This is a genomic window from Streptococcus sp. HMSC078H12 (assembly GCF_001814615.1).
In the GTDB taxonomy this organism is placed as follows: domain Bacteria; phylum Bacillota; class Bacilli; order Lactobacillales; family Streptococcaceae; genus Streptococcus; species Streptococcus salivarius_F.
In genome coordinates, this window is the sequence record NZ_KV817346.1 from 33,290 (window position 1) to 48,994 (window position 15,705).

General features: G+C 41.1%; 18 protein-coding genes. 14 read left to right on the forward strand and 4 right to left on the reverse strand.

Going from position 1 to position 15,705, the window contains the following annotated elements:
- The first annotated feature begins 60 nt into the window (after positions 1-60).
- Positions 61-300, forward strand: coding sequence for a hypothetical protein (locus HMPREF2979_RS09375; RefSeq protein WP_070656465.1), 240 nt, complete (start codon positions 61-63; stop codon positions 298-300).
- A 37-nt stretch (positions 301-337) separates the two neighbouring features.
- Here HMPREF2979_RS09375 and HMPREF2979_RS09380 read toward each other — a convergent pair whose 3' ends face one another.
- Positions 338-1,228 (reverse strand): DMT family transporter, encoded by an 891-nt coding sequence (locus tag HMPREF2979_RS09380; protein ID WP_045772204.1) that lies wholly within the window; start codon positions 1,226-1,228, stop codon positions 338-340.
- Between the two features lie 115 nt (positions 1,229-1,343).
- The gene (locus HMPREF2979_RS09385; RefSeq protein WP_070656468.1) at positions 1,344-1,709 is read right to left on the reverse strand and encodes a histidine kinase; all 366 of its coding nucleotides are present in this window, start codon (positions 1,707-1,709) and stop codon (positions 1,344-1,346) included.
- A gap of 246 nt (positions 1,710-1,955) precedes the next feature.
- On the opposite strand from HMPREF2979_RS09385, the gene HMPREF2979_RS09390 reads away from it, so the two are divergent.
- The 7 genes from HMPREF2979_RS09390 (at position 1,956) to HMPREF2979_RS09420 (ending at position 6,462) form a co-directional block, all read left to right on the forward strand.
- Positions 1,956-2,321, forward strand: coding sequence for an OsmC family protein (locus HMPREF2979_RS09390; RefSeq protein WP_070656470.1), 366 nt, complete (start codon positions 1,956-1,958; stop codon positions 2,319-2,321).
- A gap of 93 nt (positions 2,322-2,414) precedes the next feature.
- Complete coding sequence (locus HMPREF2979_RS09395) at positions 2,415-2,798, forward strand: PaaI family thioesterase (protein WP_021143776.1); 384 nt, start codon at positions 2,415-2,417, stop codon at positions 2,796-2,798.
- 13 nt (positions 2,799-2,811) lie between these two features.
- Complete coding sequence (locus HMPREF2979_RS09400) at positions 2,812-3,786, forward strand: GyrI-like domain-containing protein (protein WP_070656473.1); 975 nt, start codon at positions 2,812-2,814, stop codon at positions 3,784-3,786.
- Positions 3,787-4,518: a pseudouridine synthase gene (locus HMPREF2979_RS09405; RefSeq protein ID WP_021143778.1), complete on the forward strand. Its 732-nt coding sequence runs from the start codon at positions 3,787-3,789 to the stop codon at positions 4,516-4,518.
- An 81-nt stretch (positions 4,519-4,599) separates the two neighbouring features.
- A complete protein-coding gene (locus HMPREF2979_RS09410) occupies positions 4,600-4,728 on the forward strand; it encodes a DUF4044 domain-containing protein (protein ID WP_002884629.1) in 129 nt (42 codons plus the stop codon).
- A gap of 94 nt (positions 4,729-4,822) precedes the next feature.
- Entirely contained in the window at positions 4,823-6,136 is a 1,314-nt protein-coding gene (obgE, locus tag HMPREF2979_RS09415) for a GTPase ObgE (RefSeq protein ID WP_022496325.1), read from the forward strand.
- A gap of 128 nt (positions 6,137-6,264) precedes the next feature.
- On the forward strand, positions 6,265-6,462 hold the full coding sequence (locus tag HMPREF2979_RS09420) for a hypothetical protein (protein WP_002884415.1): 198 nt from the start codon (positions 6,265-6,267) through the stop codon (positions 6,460-6,462).
- A 73-nt stretch (positions 6,463-6,535) separates the two neighbouring features.
- On the opposite strand, the gene HMPREF2979_RS09425 is transcribed toward HMPREF2979_RS09420, so the two are convergent.
- Both HMPREF2979_RS09425 and HMPREF2979_RS09430 read right to left on the reverse strand, forming a co-directional pair.
- Positions 6,536-7,276 carry an amino acid ABC transporter ATP-binding protein gene (locus HMPREF2979_RS09425; protein WP_022496326.1) on the reverse strand — a complete coding sequence of 247 codons (741 nt, stop codon included), beginning with the start codon at positions 7,274-7,276 and terminating at the stop codon, positions 6,536-6,538.
- Positions 7,276-9,474 carry an ABC transporter substrate-binding protein/permease gene (locus HMPREF2979_RS09430; protein ID WP_070656476.1) on the reverse strand — a complete coding sequence of 733 codons (2,199 nt, stop codon included), beginning with the start codon at positions 9,472-9,474 and terminating at the stop codon, positions 7,276-7,278. The genes HMPREF2979_RS09425 and HMPREF2979_RS09430 overlap by 1 nt, the downstream gene beginning before the upstream one ends.
- 198 nt (positions 9,475-9,672) lie before the next feature.
- Between HMPREF2979_RS09430 and HMPREF2979_RS09435 the strand changes: the two genes are divergently transcribed.
- From HMPREF2979_RS09435 to HMPREF2979_RS09460, 6 genes are all read left to right on the forward strand, one after another.
- The gene (locus tag HMPREF2979_RS09435; RefSeq protein WP_070656479.1) at positions 9,673-10,608 is read left to right on the forward strand and encodes a CPBP family intramembrane glutamic endopeptidase; all 936 of its coding nucleotides are present in this window, start codon (positions 9,673-9,675) and stop codon (positions 10,606-10,608) included.
- A gap of 70 nt (positions 10,609-10,678) precedes the next feature.
- Positions 10,679-11,299 carry a hypothetical protein gene (locus HMPREF2979_RS09440; protein WP_070656482.1) on the forward strand — a complete coding sequence of 207 codons (621 nt, stop codon included), beginning with the start codon at positions 10,679-10,681 and terminating at the stop codon, positions 11,297-11,299.
- Complete coding sequence (gene uvrB / locus HMPREF2979_RS09445) at positions 11,289-13,280, forward strand: excinuclease ABC subunit UvrB (protein ID WP_021143783.1); 1,992 nt, start codon at positions 11,289-11,291, stop codon at positions 13,278-13,280. Before HMPREF2979_RS09440 ends, uvrB begins: the two co-directional genes overlap by 11 nt.
- Positions 13,281-13,324: 44 nt before the next feature.
- A complete protein-coding gene (locus HMPREF2979_RS09450; RefSeq protein WP_070656485.1) occupies positions 13,325-13,789 on the forward strand; it encodes an 8-oxo-dGTP diphosphatase in 465 nt (154 codons plus the stop codon).
- 214 nt (positions 13,790-14,003) lie between these two features.
- Positions 14,004-14,816: a transporter substrate-binding domain-containing protein gene (locus tag HMPREF2979_RS09455; RefSeq protein ID WP_070656488.1), complete on the forward strand. Its 813-nt coding sequence runs from the start codon at positions 14,004-14,006 to the stop codon at positions 14,814-14,816.
- Positions 14,817-14,827: 11 nt separating this feature from the next.
- On the forward strand, positions 14,828-15,625 hold the full coding sequence (locus tag HMPREF2979_RS09460; RefSeq protein ID WP_070656491.1) for a transporter substrate-binding domain-containing protein: 798 nt from the start codon (positions 14,828-14,830) through the stop codon (positions 15,623-15,625).
- Positions 15,626-15,705 lie beyond the last annotated feature (80 nt).

Genomic DNA, 15,705 nt, shown 5'->3' on the forward strand with positions numbered 1-15,705 from the left:
GACTTATCCTCAAACACATCCTATCATAGAGGAGTCTAGTATTGAAATGGGGGAAGAGATATGTTATACGAATATCCAGCGATTTTTCACACAATTGAGGAAGGTTATCAAATTAGTTTTCCTGATTTTGGTCGTAGCATTAGGGCAGATTCTTTGCCTCTTGCCATGACGAAAGCATCTGTGTTTTTAGCACATATTATTAAGGGCTATGGAGATAAGACCTTACCTGAACCGACAGCGGTAAGTAGTATTCCTAATGAGGAAGAACTTGTCGTTTTAATTCAAACAGAGCTTGATTAAGACTAAAAAACTCTCGGAAGATTAATTCCCGAGAGTTTTAGGTTTTATTGGCTACATAGACGCCCAGGACGACTAAAATGCCTGCAAAAATTTGTAGCTGCGAGAAGGGTTCTCCTAAGACGACAACAGCAGCTAGAATTGAGATAATTGTCGAAATCCCAATAAAGGATGCTGTTCGGTTAACTCCGATATTTGCGATGGCAAAATTTGATAGCAGATAGCCCAGAACACTGCATCCCAAGCCTTGATAAAGGATAGTGATAGTGAATTTTGGATTGCTCACAGGGAGAAGCAAGAGCTCTTTCAAATCACCTGCTAGAAAGCCTTGGCTGAGTGCAAAGAGTCCAAATGTCAGGCAGCCACTGGCAAGCATAAAGTAGGTAATCTCAAGGCTACTGAATTGACTGGCTCTTTCGACATCAACGCAATACAGGGCGTAGGAGACAACTGCTAGACCTAGAATCAAGTAGCCCACAAGGGAGAAGTGGGTAGAGCCGCCAGCAGCAAATACAGCTATGATGATACCGATGAGGGTTGTGATGACACCGACCACTTGCCAACGGCTAGGCCATTCTTTTAAAATTAGGCTGGACATGATAAGGGCAACGACTGGAATACAGGCTAGGAAGGCTCCGCTTTCAGAAGCCGTCGTCATACGAATGCCAATTGTTTCGCAGATAAAATAGATAATCGGATTGAGAATGGCAATACGTGTCAGTGGTTTGAGATTTCTACCGTTAATTTTTAGCCGACGTCGGCTGAATAGGAAATAAAGGTTGATAAAAAGGAAGGCGGTGACAAAGCGCCAAGAGATTAAAGCCAGGTCACTGACCTGTGCTGTAATAGATTTGGTAAAGATAAAACTGAGCCCAAAGAGAATCTCACAGGTCGCTGCAGCCAAGCATCCTAAGATGATTTTATTCTTCATTATCTCACCTCCTGAATTTGCATTTCCACGCCTATTATAGCACTTTCAGGAAGCGTTTACATCAATCTGAACCTAAAAAATAGACTAGCAGATTAGCTAGCCTTTTTTATCTTATTTAGTTACCAATTGAGACAGTCCCGTCTGATCCAACTTTGACATTTGTACCGTCTTGGCTATTAACGTCGACTGAGCCATCTTGACCAACTGTTGCGCTGTTACCTTCGCTATCGTTGGCTTCGACAGTATTATTGCCATTTGTTTTTGCTGAGTTACCGTTTCCGTCGCTGACCTCAGTTGATCCGTCTTTGTTGACTTTGATTGAAGCACTTGAATCAGTTGAAGAAGATTCTTTGGTCACCTTACTTGATGATGGTGTTGAAGATGACGAGTCAGTTTTGTCTTTAGAGTTGCCACATGCTGCTAAGGTCAACAAGGCAAGAACTGAGACAGAGGCTAAAGTTAATTTAGAAAATGTTTTCATAATAGTCTCCCTTTTTTCTTAGTAAATTCATTTTAAATGAAAAAACATAATTTTAAAAGCGCTTCCAGTTGTTTTTACCCAACTGTAATCCCTCGGTAATATCAGTGTTTTACAAGGTTAATCTATTGGAAAATAAGAGCTACAAGCCTTTACGCTTTTTCTTCTTTTGATAGATTTTTCAAAGCGTTCAGCTCGGTCCTTAGGGCTCTCTTTGTTATAATAATAAAAAAAGATTGAGGTGACATGATGTATCAAACAACAATTAAAGGTGACAAACGTTTCCATTCGCTTTCAGAGGGTTACGGAGCACCTGTGGAACTTTTTGGCTACACGGATGATGGGGAAACACCGATGAGCTTGGTGAATATTGCCTTGGCTTCCTGTGTGACCATGTGTCTACAGAGTTATTTTGCCAAGTATCAGGGAATCGAGGAGCTTGCTATTCAAGTTGATTCCAACTATGAAGAAGGGCATTTCACCCTTGCCATTCATTTACCTGAGGATCTGATTTTGAAAAATGAGCAAGAACTCTTGGCTTTTGTGGATAATTTTTGCCGAGTGAAGAAGCTTTTTCGTGAAGATATTCAGGTTGATATTAGCTTAGCCAAATAAGCTTACTATCCTTTATGAACTTCGTGTTATACTAGTAGATAAAGACGTGTCATTTCACTAGGTGTGGAATGAGCAACAATAGGAGGGCTTGCTATGCAAGACAAACTACATGAAATCCGTGTGTTTGAGAATTTTCAAGAAGAACTATTTGAAACGGGACATGTCATCGTGACAACTAAGGTGGTTGAGAAGTCCCTGAATTATTTTGGTAATGCTCACGGAGGGTATTTGTTTACGCTTTGTGATCAGGTTGCAGGGCTTGTGGCCATTTCAACAGGCGACTATGCGGTGACGCTTCAGTCTAATATCAATTACCTCAAGGCAGGGCATTTGTCTGACCAACTCAAGATTGAAGGACTATGTGTTCATAATGGTAAGACGACTAAGGTGGTGGAAGTTGTTATTACTAATCAGGAAGAGAAAATTCTTACAAGGGCTACGTTTACCATGTATGTGACAGGCTCGGTCGAGGAATAGAAAAGGAGCGTTTATGTCAGATTTTCAAACCATGGATGACTTTGCGGTCTTTGTTAATGACTACCTGACACCAGACCAATTGAGCGTTCAAGCCTATTCTTATGCGTCAGACCAGCAGGAGCTCTCTCTTCTTGTGACCATTGATGATTACGAGATGATGTGTCGTTGGCATGCTGTCTGGACTTTTTCAGGGTTACACCAGGCCTTCTTTCAGTCTGTAATGGACTCGGCTAACAGCTTTTCTATTGATAGTGATAGCTTGGCTATGAAAGTGCGTTTAAGGGATCAAGAGCTCTTGTTTCAAGCAAAGGGGCTTGAAATGGTGGTTGTCGATTTGCCTGAGCCCCTTTTTCGTTTAGCTGATGTGTCTTTTAACGAAGGAGGAAAGCACTTTACCTACCTTTGTGAAGACCAAAGTGTTACAGCAGAAGATTGGGTTTTGGTTCCTATAGGTTCTGGTAATGCTGAAAAAGAAGCATTTGTAGAAAAGATTTCCTATGTCCTAGCGGATGAGGTTCCAGTTGAACTGACAAAACTGAAAAAGGTGATTCAAAAGCTAGATTTAGTAACCGTTCGTTATGATGTGAAGGTTGTTCGAAAGGGATTTTTGAGTTTTTCAGGGATGGTTTTTGAGGGCGAGGAACTAGGTAAGCCAACAGACTTTCTTTGGGTACCCTTTTTGGCAGAACAAGATGATTTGGCTGTTCCTACCTATGGTATTCGGATCAATGATGGCAGTCGCAAGACTTATGTAACGGCCTTGGCTGGTGAGGATGATAGTATGGAAATGATTGCTCTTGCACCAGCTACTTATGCGGTTTTTAAACTTAGTGGGCCTGCAACAGCAGCTGTTTGGGAGAGTTTTCATTATGCTAAGAAACATTTTGAAATGATTGATCAGCCAACTGTAGAGGTTTATCCACCAGGGAATCGTCAGGCTGAAGATTATGAGATGGAAGTTTGGATTCCAATAAAGGAGGAAGTATAGATGCGTCTGGATAAGTTTTTGGTTGATTGTGGTGTTGGTAGTCGCAGTCAAGTCAAGACCTTTCTCAAAAAGAAGCAAGTGGCCGTAAATGGTCAGGTGGAGACGTCGCCCAAGACTCAGATTGATGAGAATCAAGACCAGATTGCTTTTCAAGGTCAAGTATTAACACACGAGACCTTTGTTTACTATCTTTTAAATAAGCCTCAGGGTGTTATTTCAGCGACGGAGGATGCTCGTCACAAGACAGTGCTTGATTTACTGGATGATACAGCCAGACATAAGCAGGTCTTTCCTGTTGGACGTTTGGATATTGATACTCACGGTCTCCTGCTTTTGACCAATAATGGTGACTTAGCTCACGCCATGCTGTCTCCCAAGAAACATGTTGATAAGATTTATCAGGCTAAGGTTGATGGTATCATGAATCAGGAGGATATTCTAGCTTTTGAAAAAGGAATTGAACTCAAAGATCATACTTGCCAACCGGCTAAACTAGAAATTATTTCAGTAGATAGGGTTACTGGGACTAGCCTAGTTCAGATTACCATTGCTGAGGGGAAATTCCATCAGGTTAAGCGTATGGTAGCTGCTTGTGGTAAGGAAGTGACAGAGTTACAACGTCTAAGTATGGGACCTTTAAGCCTGCCAGATGATTTAGACTTTGGTGCTTGGCGACGTTTGACCGAGGAGGAGTTGGAAGCTTTAACGGTTTTTGGAATTCCTTTGGCTTAAGCTAGTCTAAGAGTTGCGAAATAGGCAGATTTTTGTTACTATTATTGTGAAATAATAGTAGAAAAAACGAGGTAAATTCAAGTGGCATTTGGAGATAACGGACCACGTAAGAAATCATTTTTTGAACGTCTAACAGTATTGGTCGTTTTGATTATGCTATTAGTAACAGTTGGGGCATTGATTTTCCAAGCAGTCGCAGCTGTCCTTTAAGACGCTATCAAGCGTTTTTTTGTGTATGTCGGAAATTCTTTCGTTTGTGATTGAATTTGTACATGGCATACAAATCAGAAAGAGAGAAATATAGATGAGTATGTTTTTAGATACAGCCAAGATTAGTGTCAAAGCTGGTCGTGGTGGTGACGGAATGGTTGCCTTCCGTCGTGAGAAATATGTACCTAATGGCGGTCCTTGGGGCGGTGACGGTGGTAAGGGTGGCTCAGTCATTTTCAAGGTTGACGAAGGCTTACGTACCCTTATGGATTTCCGTTATAATCGTAAATTCAAGGCTAAGAATGGCGAAAAAGGGATGACCAAGGGAATGCACGGTCGAGGTGCTGAAGACCTCATCGTTAGTATCCCGCCTGGTACAACGGTGCGTGATGCTGAGACAGGCAAGGTTATTACTGATATGGTTGAGGATGGCCAAGAGTTTGTCGTTGCTCACGGTGGACGTGGTGGACGTGGAAATATCCGTTTTGCGACACCTCGTAACCCTGCTCCTGAAATCGCTGAAAATGGTGAACCAGGAGAAGAACGTGAACTTCAATTGGAATTGAAGATTTTGGCTGATGTTGGTTTGGTTGGTTTCCCATCCGTTGGTAAATCAACGATTCTCAGTGTGGTAACAGCAGCAAAACCAAAGATTGGTGCCTATCACTTTACGACAATTGTTCCTAACTTGGGGATGGTTCGTACGAAGTCAGGTGAGAGCTTTGCCATGGCTGACCTTCCAGGATTGATTGAGGGGGCTAGCCAGGGTGTTGGTTTGGGAACACAGTTCCTTCGCCATATTGAGCGTACACGTGTTATCCTTCATGTGATTGATATGTCAGCGAGTGAAGGGCGTGATCCTTACGAGGATTATCTTCAAATTAACAAAGAGTTGGAAACTTACAACCTTCGCTTGATGGAACGTCCACAAATTATTGTGGCTAATAAGATGGACATGCCTGGGGCTGAGGAAAACTTGAAAGAGTTTAAGGAAAAATTGGCTGCTAACTATGATGAATTTGATGAGTTGCCACAAATTTTCCCAATTTCAAGTTTGGCTCACCAAGGTTTGGAAAATCTCTTGGAAGCTACTGCAGAGTTACTTGATGAGACTGATGAATTCTTGCTTTATAGCGAAGACGATATGGAACAAGAAGAAGTGTACTACGGCTTTAACGAGGATGAACGCCCATTTGAAATTAGCCGTGATGACGATGCCTCATGGGTACTTTCTGGTGAGAAACTTGAAAAACTCTTTGTCATGACTAACATGGAACGTGACGAATCTATCATGAAATTTGCACGTCAATTGCGTGGTATGGGAGTTGATGAAGCGCTTCGTGAACGTGGTGCTAAGGATGGCGACATCGTTCGTATCGGTAACTTCGAGTTTGAGTTTGTGGATTGACGTTGAAAGACTCTCTAAGTGCTGAAGCACTTGATAGTCTACGGCAGTCGCTATGGCGATCTGGCTATCAACCTCACTAACTGCGTAAGGTCAGTGAAATATAAAAATATTGAAATAAGAGGTTTACAATGGGAGATAAACCGATATCCTTCAGGGATAAAGATGGAAACTTTGTTTCTGCGGCCGATGTTTGGAATCCAAAGAAACTTGAAGAACTCTTTACACGCTTAAATCCTAACCGAAAACTCCGTCTTGAACGTGAGCGTTTGGCAAGGGAAGAAGCAGCGAAACACCCTGAATTAAATGAAGAAACAGAGCAAGTCTAGCACTTGCTCTGTTTTTCTTATCCAAAATGGTAATCAAAAACAGCTACTCTAGCAAGAGTAACTGTTTTGATAATTAGGCGTTTAGAACCTTGTCCAAGAATTCTTTCAAACGTGGGTGTTGTGGGTTATCAAAGATTTGATCTGGAGTACCATCTTCGAGGAACTCACCGTCCGCAGTAAAGATTACTCGGTTGGCAACTTGACGAGCAAATCCCATTTCGTGAGTAACGATAATCATGGTCATACCTTGCTCTGCCAATTCTTTCATAACGTTAAGAACGTCTCCGACCATTTCAGGGTCAAGGGCAGAAGTCGGTTCGTCAAAGAGCATGATATCAGGATTCATTGCCAAACCACGTGCAATTGCCACACGTTGTTTTTGTCCACCTGACAAGCTATCTGGCGTTGCATCGGCCTTGTCAGCAAGTCCAACACGATCAAGAAGATCCATAGCTAATTTATCAGCTTCTTCCTTGTTCATACGTCCGAGTTCAACAGGTGCAAATGTCACGTTTTCAAGGACTGTCATATGTGGGAAGAGGTTGAAATGTTGGAAGACCATCCCGATATTTTCACGGGCTTTGTCAAGATTTGTCTTAGAATCTGATAATTCATAGCCATCAACGACTACTTTACCAGATGTCACTGTTTCAAGTAGGTTAAGCGTACGAAGGAAGGTTGATTTACCTGAACCTGAAGGACCGATGATACATACAACGTCACCTTCGTAGAATTTGGCGTCAATGCCTTTAAGGACTTCATTGTCGCCGTATGATTTGTGCAAGTCCTGCACATCGATTTTCAATTCAGCCATTATTTAAGTCTCTTTTCTAGTCGTTTAGCCAATTTCGTCAAGCATGTGATGATGACCAAGTAAAGGATGGCCAAGATCGCATACATACGGAATGATTGGTAGTTACGAGCAATGATGATTTTACCAGTTTGGAAGAGTTCAACCAAACCGATAGCTGATACGATAGTCGTATCTTTCAATGAGATAACAAATTGGTTGATGAAGTTTGGCAACATCAAGCGAACCGCTTGTGGCAAGATAACCTTACGCATTGTTGTATTGTAAGGGACACCCAAGCTTCGGCTAGCTTCCATCTGACCAATAGGAACAGCTTCGATACCACCACGTACAATTTCGGCAATGTAAGCACCACCGTTAAGTGAGAGGGCAATTGTCGCTGCCACAAAGTCATTGATTGGTGACTGGTGACCAGTGATGTTTTCAATCAAGTTAGGAATACCCCAGTAGATGAAGGCTGCAACGATCATCAATGGGATACCACGAACCACGTCAACAAAGACTTGTGAAATCACACGAAGAGTCTTGTTTGGTGCAACTGCCATCATACCGAAGATAACACCGATAATCATAGCAATAGCAAATGAAAGAAGGGTCAAACCAAGGGTAATTCCAAGACCTTGGAGAAGTTGTTTGTAGTTGTTTTTAATCAAGCCTACGATGGTTGTTTCATCGGTAGCTTTTTTTGAGCTTCCTTCTTTTGATTTGTTGCTATCGAGGTATTTATTGATAATCTTATCGTAAGTACCATCTTTCACGATAGCAGCCAAACCATTGTTGAACATCTCGATCAACTCAGGGTTAGTGCCTTTTTTAACAGCAAATCCGACTTCACCAGTGGCAATACCTTCGATTGGTGTTGTGAAGTTACGTCCTTGTTGGATAGCGTATAGAAGAACGGCTTCATCATCCATAAGAGCATCGATTGAACCAGAGTTCAAGCTGTCGTACATAGTAGAAGCTTCATCGTAAGCACGAACAGTAAAGCCATACTCACCAGCGTGGTCTTCCAACCATGAGTATGATGACGTACCGTTCTTAGCTCCTACAGTCTTACCTTTAAGATCCTTGTAAGATTTAACCTTACTTCCTTTAGCTACAGCCAAACGAATGTTTGATGTGTAGTAAGGATCTGAGAAGTCAAAGATTTGTTTACGAGCATCAGTGATGGTCATACCAGCCATAACCGCGTCGGCTTGGCTAGATTGTACAGCATTAAGTGATGCATCGAAACCAGGGTTTGTCAATTTGACATTGAAACCTTGGTTTTTAGCAATGGCATTGATGATATCGACATCGATACCTACATATTTACCTGAACCATTTTGGTATTCGAATGGAGCAAAAGATGAGTCCATTGAGATAGTGTAGGTTTCCTTAGCAGGAGTGGCTTTTGCGTTAGCATCACCAGTCAATTTAAGATCTGCTGAAGGTTTTGATGAAGAAGATTTTTCTGAGTCACCCAACCATTTGTTCATGATTTTGTCGTAGGTGCCGTCTTTCTTCATTTCCTTAAGAGCTTCGTTGAAGTCTTTGATAAGATTTTCGTGTTTTCCGCCTTTTTTAACAGCGAAAGCGAAGCTACCGATAGATTCAGGCTTAATGTTGATAGCGTAGTCTTTTCCTTGACCAATAGCGTATTTAACAACTGGTGTGTCGTCCATAGCTGCGTCAACAGAACCAGAATCCAAGCTGTTGTTCATCAAGTCGCTAGTGTCAAAAGTTTTAACTGTAAAACCATATTTGCTAGCATTTTTATCAAGCCAAGTTTGAGCAGCGGTACCGTTTTTAACACCGACTGTTTTACCCTTCAATTGTTTGTAGTCGCTGACTTTGTCGCTACTACGTGTGTAGATAACAATTGAAGTGTCGTAATAAGTGTCTGAGAAAGTGAAGACCTTCTTACGTGCGTCGGTAACAGTCGTACCGGCCATTAGGGCGTCTGCTTGGCCTGATTGAACAGCGTTAACGGCTGCATCGAAACCAGGGAAGGTTTGGTTAACATCCCAATTTTTACGTTTGGCAACTTCGTTGATGATATCAACGTCGATACCTTTGTAGGTCTGATCAGAATCTTTGAATTCAAATGGGGCATAGGCTGTGTCTGAAACAACAGAAATTGTTTCAGCAGATACCTTAACTCCGAAAACAAAGAAAACTGACATGGCACTCAAGAAGAGTGTCAGAAGTTTTTTCTTCATTATAAAAAGTCTCCTTTATAAAATACCTTCCTATTCTATCAAAAAAAGGTCTTGTTATCAAACTTCTTGGAGTTTGATGTTAGAAAACATAACAAGGTTCGTTAGCTATGAGAGCTATCTGAGAAGAAGTTGACAAGCTTGTGTCAATTAGTTACACTGTAATCGAATACATGTAAGATTTGTTACAGGAGCTAAAAAATGAAGAAACGTATGCTTGAGAAATATACTAGCCGATATGATAAAGTTCCAAGTTGGCTGATGATTATGCTGTCCTGTTTTATAGCCACTGGTTATGTCCTTGTAGGTGGATTTCTATCAGGGATTGTTGTGGGAATTCCAATGGCTATTGTTCTTTCGTTCTTAGTATTAAATGGTAACATTCAGTTCCAGGATATAAATACGATTTCCTATAAGATGTTTTCAAACATGTATTTTCAGTTGGGAACATTTGCCTTTACTGCCTTAGCTATCTTTTTCTGGGTCAAAGTTGTTGAAAAACGTCCCATTCGCACACTAGGATTTTTCAAGGGTCATATCTGGTTGAACTTGCTTAAGGGTTGGGGACTTGGAACTTTGCTCTTGTTAGCGAGTTTCCTTGGGACTTATTTACTAGGTGGTTTAGAATTTGTGAAGGTAGACTTTTCGCAGAAAACCCTCCTATATATACTTTCCCTAATACCTTTCTGGTTTATTCAGGGTGGGACTGAGGAACTGGTGACACGTGGTTGGTTGCTTCAGACGGTGACTAATAAATTGAACCTTTCTTGGGGGATTGCTATTTCGAGTTCTCTCTTTTCAATGCTACACTTGGGAAATCAAGGAGTTACCACTCTGTCACTTATCAGTATTGTTTTGGTGGGTGTTCTCATGGCTCTCTACATGCTTAAAACAGATAATATCTGGGGTGTTGCTGCCCTTCACGGTGCTTGGAACTTTACGCAAGGGAATATAGTTGGTGTGGCAGTGAGTGGACAGAATGCCGGTGGAACCTTATTACATTTTCAGGCCAGATCAGGCGTCCCTGATTGGTTGTCAGGTGGAGCCTTTGGCTTAGAAGGTAATATCGTCACTTGCCTCGTTCTAGTGGTAGGTATCATCATCCTTCGTCTACAATTGAAGAAAGAAAACTTTTAAGACTGAGATCAAAGACTCGGTCTTTTTACTTCTATGTTAAAATAGAAGAAACACTTTAAAAGGGGAGGCAATGATAGTAAAACTTGAGCGGGGTATGATTTGGGTACAAATTGTCTATGGACTTATATTTCTTATCGCTTCTACTGGTTTATTCTACGGGTTACTTATAGATGATTATCGTACTGGGAACTTTGTAGACAACTGTGTTGCCTTCTTCATTTTACTAATATTTCTTCATGCTCTGACTAATTTAGTTGACGGTATTGTGAGACTTAAAGGTCATAAAAAAATTTTGGAAATTAACAATGATACCTTTTTTTATTATGGAAGGTTATGTGGACGAGTAACCTTTGAGATTCCGCTGTCTGAGATTGACTTGGTTATGAAGGATTGGTCAACGCCAATGGATGATGCCAAACACTCGTCGACTATATACTATATTCTAAAACGTATCGATGATTTCGGAAATATAAGGTCTTGGGAAAGGCAGAGATATAGAGTTTTATATATTTTTTTCAATGATAGTAAAACGGCCTTGAAATATGATAAAAAACTTGGTTTTCAGACACGAAAAAAGAGAAAATACGTTGCTGAGACAAAAATGATTCACATTCCTATCGCAGAAGGAGAATTTTTCTCCGACCAAGAGATGAATGATTACATAAATGAAAGGAAAAAGAATGATAGATAGAAAAGAAGACAACCAATTCCATTTGGTTTCTAAATATGAACCTTCTGGGGATCAACCTCAGGCCATCGAAGCCTTGGTGGACAATATTGAAGGTGGTGAGAAGGCTCAAATCCTAAAGGGAGCGACTGGGACAGGTAAGACCTATACCATGAGTCAGGTCATCCAGCGCGTGAATAAACCAACCTTGGTTATCGCCCACAATAAAACCTTGGCAGGCCAGCTTTATGGTGAGTTCAAGGAATTCTTCCCAGACAATGCTGTAGAATACTTCGTTTCCTACTATGATTTCTATCAGCCAGAGGCCTATGTACCGTCATCGGATACCTATATCGAAAAAGATAGCTCTGTAAATGATGAAATTGATAAGCTACGACACTCAGCAACGTCTGCCCTCCTTGAGCGTAATGATGTTATCGTTGTGGCTTCCGTTTCTTGTATTTACGGTTTGGGTTCGCCCAAAGAATATGCCGATTCAGCGGTTAGTCTTCGTCCAGGCCAAGAGATTTCTCGAGACAAGTTGCTCAATGACCTAGTTGATATCCAGTTTGAGCGAAATGACATTGATTTCCAACGTGGGAAATTCCGTGTACGTGGCGATGTGGTCGAAATTTTCCCTGCCAGCCGTGATGAGCACGCCTTTCGTGTCGAATTTTTCGGTGATGAGATTGACCGTATTTGTGAGATTGAAAGTTTGACAGGACGCAATCTCGGTGAAGTCGAGCACCTCGTTCTTTTCCCGGCGACTCACTTTATGACTAATGAAGAGCATATGGAAGAAGCTATCAAGAATATTATGGAAGAGATGGAAGCTCAGGTTAAGCAATTTGAAGCTGAGGGTAAGCTCATCGAGGCTCAACGTATCCGCCAAAGGACAGAATACGATGTTGAAATGCTTCGTGAGATGGGTTACACCAATGGTGTTGAAAACTACTCACGACACATGGATGGGCGTAAAGAAGGCGAGCCACCCTTCACCTTGCTTGATTTCTTCCCAGAAGATTTCCTCATCATGATTGATGAAAGTCACATGACCATGGGTCAGATTAAGGGAATGTATAACGGAGACCAGGCCCGTAAGAAGATGTTGGTTGATTACGGTTTCCGTTTGCCATCAGCGCTTGATAACCGTCCACTTCGACGTGAAGAATTTGAGAGTCATGTTCATCAGATTGTCTATGTGTCTGCCACTCCAGGGGACTATGAGATGGAGCAAACTGAGACTGTTGTTGAGCAAATCATCCGTCCGACAGGGCTTCTTGATCCAGAAGTCGAAGTGCGTCCAACTATGGGACAAATGGATGACCTCCTTGGTGAGATCAATGCCCGAACTGAAAAAGGCGAGCGTGTCTTTGTAACCACTTTGACTAAGAAGATGGCTGAAGACTTGACTGACTATCTTAAGGAAATGGGTGTCAAGGTTAAATACATGCACTCTGACATTAAGACTTTGGAACGTACTGAGATTATCCGTGACCTACGTTTGGGTGTCTTTGATGTTCTTATCGGGATTAACCTTCTCCGTGAAGGGATTGACGTTCCTGAAGTTAGTCTGGTTGCTATTTTGGATGCTGATAAGGAAGGCTTCCTTCGTAATGAACGTGGGCTTATTCAAACGATTGGACGTGCTGCCCGAAATAGCGAAGGGCACGTTATCATGTATGCGGATAAGATTACGGAGTCTATGCAAAAAGCCATGGACGAAACAGCTCGTCGTCGTGAAATCCAGATGGCCTATAATAAGGAGCATGGCATTGTTCCACAAACGATTAAGAAAGAAATTCGTGACCTTATTTCGATTACCAAGGCTAATGAAGCAGAAGTGGCAGAGGATACTGTGGACTACAGTGCCATGAACAAGAAAGAACGTCAAGAAGCCATCAAGAAACTTCAAAAACAAATGCACGAAGCGGCAGAACTGCTTGACTTCGAGTTGGCGGCTCAAATCCGTGATATGGTGCTAGAGTTAAAGAGTATGGATTAAGTCTAGTTACATCACTTAGGCATTATAAGTAAGAAAGGAAATATATGTCACGTTCACAAGCAACTATTTTAACTAATATGTGTCTCATCGAAGATGGCCGTGGAAATATTGTCATGCAAATCCGCGATCCAAAGCGTTATTACTGGTCGGGGGCAGCCCTACCCGGTGGCCATATCGAAGCACATGAAGGTCTGGTAGAATCAGTTATCCGTGAGGTTAAAGAAGAAACTGGCTTGATCATCAAAAATCCTAAATTGGTCGGTATGAAGCACTTTTACACGACAGATGATGAGCGTTATCTAGTATTCCTTTATAGAACTTCGGATTTTGAAGGAAAAATCCATTCAACAGAGGAAGGCGAAGTTCGTTGGGTTGCTCGAGAGGAGGTAGCTAATATGGATTTAGCTTACGACATGCTTAATCTTTTACGTGTCTTTGAAGAAGACAATCTCTCAGAACTTTTCTATCGGGAGCGACTCGAAAATGACTTTATCCGAGAATTTTGGTAAGAATATGAACTATTTATTCAAATGAATGAATAGTTTTTTTGTCGTTAAAATCAGATAGGAGAGCTTTAAATAAGTAATTTTTAGATTTTGTAATGACGATAAAATTAATAAAAATAAAAAATATAATCAATAAAAGTCTAGTTTTCCATTGACAAATGAATAATAATACATTATTATACTTACATAGTTAATAAATATAGAAAAGAGATTGATTATGAAACCATGGAAAAAACTTTTATTGGGACTCGCTAGTGTCTTTGCTTTGACAGCTTTAGCGGCTTGTTCTTCATCGACTAACACTTTAGATAAAGTTAAAGATAAGGGGACCTTGACTGTCGCTCTTAATCCCCACTTTGCTCCTTTTGAGTTTAAAACAATCCAAGATGGTAAGGATACTATTGTTGGAGCAGACATCGAAATTGCCAAGGCCATTGCAGATGAGCTTGGTGTGAAAGTCAAATTCTCTGAAATGTCCTTTGACAATGTCCTAGCCAGCGTCCAATCTGGTAAGGCAGATATTGCCATTTCTGGTATCTCAGCCACTAAAGAACGTCAGAAAATTTTCGACTTCTCGGATACTTACTATGAGTCTGAAACGGTTCTTGTTGTCAAAAAAGATGCGACAGGAACTTACAAACAAACCGGTGATTTTGCTAAAAAATCTGTAGCCGTTCAAAAAGGGTCTATTCAAGAAAATATCGCCAAAGCCAACTTGTCAGATGCTAATGTGGTTTCCTTGGCACAACCTGGTGAAGCTATCAATGAATTGAAGTCTGGTCAAGTTGAAGGAGTAGTTCTTGAAAAAGCAATTGCACAAGGTTATGTAGACCAAAATAGCGACCTAGCTGTGTCAGACATTGCTCTCAAGTCTGATTCAAAAGATGCCTATGCCGTAGCAATGCCTAAAGGAAGCGATAAGCTAAAAGAAAAGGTTAATAAGGTTATCGCTAAACTCAAAAAAGAAGGTAAGATTGACAGCTATGTTCAAGATGCCTACACTCTTTCACTTAAGAGTTCTAGCAAATAAGGAGTTATTATATGAAGAAATTTTGGTTTATCCTTACAGCTCTAGTCGCTACCTGCTTTCTAGTTGCTTGTAGCGGAAGTCAGGGAGTAAGTCCTAAAACGATTAAGGAAAAGAAGAAAATTGTCGTGGCAACAGAATCAGAATTTGCACCATTTGAGTTCAAATCATTGGTTAACGGCAAAGATACGCTAGTTGGAGCAGACATCGAGTTGGCCAAAGCTATCGGTGAAAAACTCGGCGTAAAGGTTGAATTTTCCGTGATGTCTTTTGATAATGTTCTTGCTAACGTACAAAGTGGTAAAGCCGATATCGCCATTGCAGGGATTTCGGTGACAGACGAACGTAAGAAGGTTTATGATTTTTCAGACAGCTACTATACGTCAGAAAATGTAGTGATTGTCAAAAAAGACAAGGTAAATGACTACACAAGCACTGATAGTCTAGCAAAACAAACGGTCGGTACGCAAAAAGGGTCTGTTCAAGAAACCGTTGCTAAGAAACAAATCCCTAAGGCAAGTGTGGTATCACTGGCTTCAAATGGTGAAATGATTAACGAACTCAAATCAGGGCAGCTTCAAGCAGTTGTACTTGAGAAGGCCATTGCAGAAGGTTATATCGCTCAAAATGACGATTTAACCCTTGCCAACTTTAATCTCAAGTCAGATAGCACAGATGCTTATGCCGTCGCAACACGTAAAGGTTCGGATGACTTGCTTAAAGAAATCAATGCCGTCATCAAAGAGACTAAGGACTCTGGGAAATTTGACCAATGGTTGAAAGAAGCATCAACCTACAAACAAAGTAAGTAAATTTAAAACTCCCGAGCACCTGAAAAGAGTAAAATTCAGGTGCTTTCATCAACAGTGAAAAGTTTCGTTTGGTGATGGCT

Excerpts from the sequence above, each read along its gene's own strand:
- HMPREF2979_RS09440 (WP_070656482.1), top strand. The coding sequence starts at position 10,679 with ATGATAGTAAAACTTGAGCGGGGTATGATTTGGGTACAAATTGTCTAT.
- HMPREF2979_RS09455 (WP_070656488.1), top strand. The coding sequence starts at position 14,004 with ATGAAACCATGGAAAAAACTTTTATTGGGACTCGCTAGTGTCTTTGCT.
- HMPREF2979_RS09430 (WP_070656476.1), bottom strand. The coding sequence starts at position 9,474 with ATGAAGAAAAAACTTCTGACACTCTTCTTGAGTGCCATGTCAGTTTTC.
- uvrB (WP_021143783.1), top strand. The coding sequence starts at position 11,289 with ATGATAGATAGAAAAGAAGACAACCAATTCCATTTGGTTTCTAAATAT.
- HMPREF2979_RS09395 (WP_021143776.1), top strand. The coding sequence starts at position 2,415 with ATGCAAGACAAACTACATGAAATCCGTGTGTTTGAGAATTTTCAAGAA.
- HMPREF2979_RS09420 (WP_002884415.1), top strand. The coding sequence starts at position 6,265 with ATGGGAGATAAACCGATATCCTTCAGGGATAAAGATGGAAACTTTGTT.
- HMPREF2979_RS09390 (WP_070656470.1), top strand. The coding sequence starts at position 1,956 with ATGTATCAAACAACAATTAAAGGTGACAAACGTTTCCATTCGCTTTCA.
- HMPREF2979_RS09400 (WP_070656473.1), top strand. The coding sequence starts at position 2,812 with ATGTCAGATTTTCAAACCATGGATGACTTTGCGGTCTTTGTTAATGAC.
- HMPREF2979_RS09460 (WP_070656491.1), top strand. The coding sequence starts at position 14,828 with ATGAAGAAATTTTGGTTTATCCTTACAGCTCTAGTCGCTACCTGCTTT.
- HMPREF2979_RS09375 (WP_070656465.1), top strand. The coding sequence starts at position 61 with ATGTTATACGAATATCCAGCGATTTTTCACACAATTGAGGAAGGTTAT.
- HMPREF2979_RS09450 (WP_070656485.1), top strand. The coding sequence starts at position 13,325 with ATGTCACGTTCACAAGCAACTATTTTAACTAATATGTGTCTCATCGAA.
- HMPREF2979_RS09425 (WP_022496326.1), bottom strand. The coding sequence starts at position 7,276 with ATGGCTGAATTGAAAATCGATGTGCAGGACTTGCACAAATCATACGGC.
- obgE (WP_022496325.1), top strand. The coding sequence starts at position 4,823 with ATGAGTATGTTTTTAGATACAGCCAAGATTAGTGTCAAAGCTGGTCGT.
- HMPREF2979_RS09435 (WP_070656479.1), top strand. The coding sequence starts at position 9,673 with ATGAAGAAACGTATGCTTGAGAAATATACTAGCCGATATGATAAAGTT.
- HMPREF2979_RS09385 (WP_070656468.1), bottom strand. The coding sequence starts at position 1,709 with ATGAAAACATTTTCTAAATTAACTTTAGCCTCTGTCTCAGTTCTTGCC.
- HMPREF2979_RS09380 (WP_045772204.1), bottom strand. The coding sequence starts at position 1,228 with ATGAAGAATAAAATCATCTTAGGATGCTTGGCTGCAGCGACCTGTGAG.
- HMPREF2979_RS09405 (WP_021143778.1), top strand. The coding sequence starts at position 3,787 with ATGCGTCTGGATAAGTTTTTGGTTGATTGTGGTGTTGGTAGTCGCAGT.